We start from the raw sequence: 3,169 nt of genomic DNA, 5'->3' as shown, positions 1-3,169 counted from the left end.
AATGTTTTTTAGGTGTGTACAAAGAAAAGGAAAAAGGGTTAAGGGTTAAAGGTAATTTACTAAATCTGTTCCTCGATATTCTTTTCGTAAATCTTCCCATTCCGTAAACAAGTCAAATACCCAATTTTCTGCATAATTAATTCTCAAAAAATTCATTGCTGTAACTAAAACTTTTAAAGCAACTTCGATGATATAATATAATATCTCACACTCTCTTTGTGGTTGATGTTGCATGTTACCAAAATTAAAATTTTCTTGACCATCCATTGCCCCATAAGATATGTATGTTGTTGGATTATAATGCACGTAGCTATTGAATTTTTTATAAATTCCATAATACATATCTAAATTATTTGTTTTATCAGCAAATCTATGGATATCTTTAAAGATTCTAATGTCATCTTCCTTTACCTTATTAACTTCCCTCTTTATTTCTTTAAGCATTCTTTTATCAGCCTGCCCCTGAAAAACTATCTTATATCCCACTTTGTTATTCAACATCTGTTTTAGCTGATATTTGTTTAACAAATCATAATTGCGAATTACCTCCTCTTTGTGTGTTGAGTCAGTCACATAACACAAGTGGAAATAACTCTCAATTAATGTCCTAAGTAGTGGTATTGCTTCAACATAACCATTTTTTAAATCTTCATCATCAAGATTTACTAATACCATAATCGCTTTATAATTTCTTTTACATTTTAGATAGGTATGATAAAAGTATTGTCTTAATGAGTCTTCCACGTTTTCTTTAAACTCTTCAAGATTCTCTAAATAATAAAATACCTCGAACAATGCCTCGGAATATTCATTAAGGTTATCCAGTAATTTATAAACAGAAGTTTTCGACATTAATCCTCCCCCTTAGATAGCATTTAGGAATAACAGTATCTAATGATTTTATTTAGGATGTAGCTATTGAAATTAAAAATAATTCACACTAATAATCACTCTTTTACAAAATGGTATAATTCAAGAAAGGAAATAGCAAGTTATGTTACCTGCCTTTTCGCTTAAAAATGTTATAGGGGGATATATTATATGAAATACTTGTTTACTGATATTTCGACCCATATTGATTTAGGTTTTGGAATAACAGCCTCGAACTTCAGACGTACAGCTATTTTTCTTGATGAAAACTATAAGGATGGTTTTCATTCAGGTGAAATGCCAGTTTTATATCTTTTTAGACATTCAGTAGAATTGTTTTTAAAGTCACTTATAACCATCTTTCATAGAGAATTAAAATTACCATATAAAAATGGTGAAATTGCTTTCGATAATGATATTCCATATGTAAAAGTGAAAAGAGAGTGGAAGGAAATCACAAAATGCCACGATATATCTACTCTATACAAGTATTTTATAGAGATATTGGAAGATAACAAGGAATCTTTAGCAATTAAAGCTCCTGATGCTAATTGGGATATTATCAAGTCTGAAAATCAGATATACGTTGATTTAATTAAATCATATGACTTTGATAGCACTTACTTCCGTTATCCTTTTACAAAAAATAAAAATATGGATAAAAAGAAATATAACGTTGAAATGATTGATATTGAGGATGTAACAAAAAGATTTAACCCTAACAAACCAGAGGTAGCTTTTCTCATTTTTAATGACGATGAAGAACTTGTTGAGGCACATATTAGCAAAGCAACTGAATTAGAAAATTTGATTAATGCAATTAAGGAACTATCTTCTTACTTCGATAATATTCATTCTATGACAAGGGCAACTCTTTGTGAAAAATGGTGACTATATAAATAGAAATTCAAAAACAAACATATTTATTTTGTATAAAACTCATTTGTTATTTTTCAAAAGCCTAAGACTTCGATGCTATAATTTAATTGACCTTCAGTAACCTTTTTCTGATGGTTTTTAATGAGAGGGAGAAGTGGGTTAGTCTCGGAAACTTCCCCCTTCTCATAAAAAACAAGCACGTTCTACAAAATACATTGGGAAAACTTTTATATAATCATCATCTGTTTCTACGGGTTTTATTTAAAACATCCAGCCATTTTTCCTCATACGGTAATCCAGCCATTCTTAAAATCTGCCAATCGGGCAATACATCTCCTTGCTTTTTCATTTTATTTAACACATAAACAATCCTTCTGTTTTGAAAGTCACTGACTGATTCCAAATGTTTTTCGAGATAGAGCCTTGTTTTGGGTAGTTTATACAACTTTTTCTCTAAAAGAGCCTTCCTTCCTATCATTGAACCTAACTTAGAAAGCGTAATACGGATGGTTTTTTTGTCTTCATTTAATAATTCATTTATAGCATTAATGACTTCATCTAAAATTTCGTTATCCCGCTTCCCCCAATCAATTCGTTCCTTATTTGACGGTAAATTAAATATTGGACTATTTATTCTAAGCCATTCACGATTTGCTCTGTATAACCTCATGTACAAGGCTTTGTTGCCCATTCTTAATTGTTTCACTGACATATCAGGGTTTTCCTTTATCAAACCCAACCATTTCTTCTGGTCAACAGATAATTCAGTATCACTGACCACAATCTTTTCATTACCATCATTCGTAAGGAATCGTTTGATTGTATTAGGGTCTGCCCCCATTCTTCGAGATAATTCTCGTAAACTTATACCGAGTTGAGATTGCTCTATTAACTTTGCTTCCCAAACTGGACCGTATGACTTTACTCTTGTCTTACGGTAACGGTCAATCTCTGTTTTATCTGGTCCTCTCCTTGTATATGTAAATTTACAATGTGGACACTTAAATGTACCAATCGGATTCTTCGTATTATCGGAAAGGGTTAAATCCATACTGATTATCACATCTTGTTTATAGAAGTCACATATAGAATTTAAACATGCCCAAGGGGGAGATACAAAAGGAGATGTTATTTCTTCATTAAATAATTCTTCCACCGATATTTCTAATGCAGACATTACCAGCAAATGACGTATCGGATGAAATGACTTCCTATGCTTTTGTACAATCATGGATAGCCAATCACCTTTCCCATTCAAAGAGCTATGAAATAGACTTAATACGTCATGTTCGTACTTTTGGATAAAATAATTTCTCCACTTGTCTTGCTTTACTCGCCCACTATAGTAAGCCAATCCTTCTGTTATTAAAGCATTTGTATATTTCTCTCCAAACCATTGCTGTAAACACGCACTTTATTT

The 3,169-nt window shown here is 31.4% G+C and carries 2 protein-coding genes and 1 pseudogene; 1 reads left to right on the top strand and 2 read right to left on the bottom strand.

The features are described 5' to 3' along the window. Positions 1-45: 45 nt before the first annotated feature. The gene (locus tag P9E47_RS22715) at positions 46-852 is read right to left on the bottom strand and encodes a DUF5677 domain-containing protein (RefSeq protein ID WP_326165147.1); all 807 of its coding nucleotides are present in this window, start codon (positions 850-852) and stop codon (positions 46-48) included. 189 nt (positions 853-1,041) lie between these two features. On the opposite strand from P9E47_RS22715, the gene P9E47_RS22710 reads away from it, so the two are divergent. After that, positions 1,042-1,761, top strand: a complete 720-nt coding sequence (locus P9E47_RS22710) for a hypothetical protein (protein WP_326165145.1) — start codon at positions 1,042-1,044, stop codon at positions 1,759-1,761. Between the two features lie 226 nt (positions 1,762-1,987). Here P9E47_RS22710 and P9E47_RS22705 read toward each other — a convergent pair. Then, positions 1,988-3,136, bottom strand: a pseudogene (locus P9E47_RS22705) (TnsD family Tn7-like transposition protein); the annotation flags it as partial. Positions 3,137-3,169: the final 33 nt, after the last annotated feature.

Source organism: Schinkia azotoformans, assembly GCF_035811335.1.
Classification (GTDB): domain Bacteria; phylum Bacillota; class Bacilli; order Bacillales; family Bacillaceae_J; genus Schinkia; species Schinkia azotoformans.
This window is presented reverse-complemented; position numbering and strand designations above follow the sequence as displayed.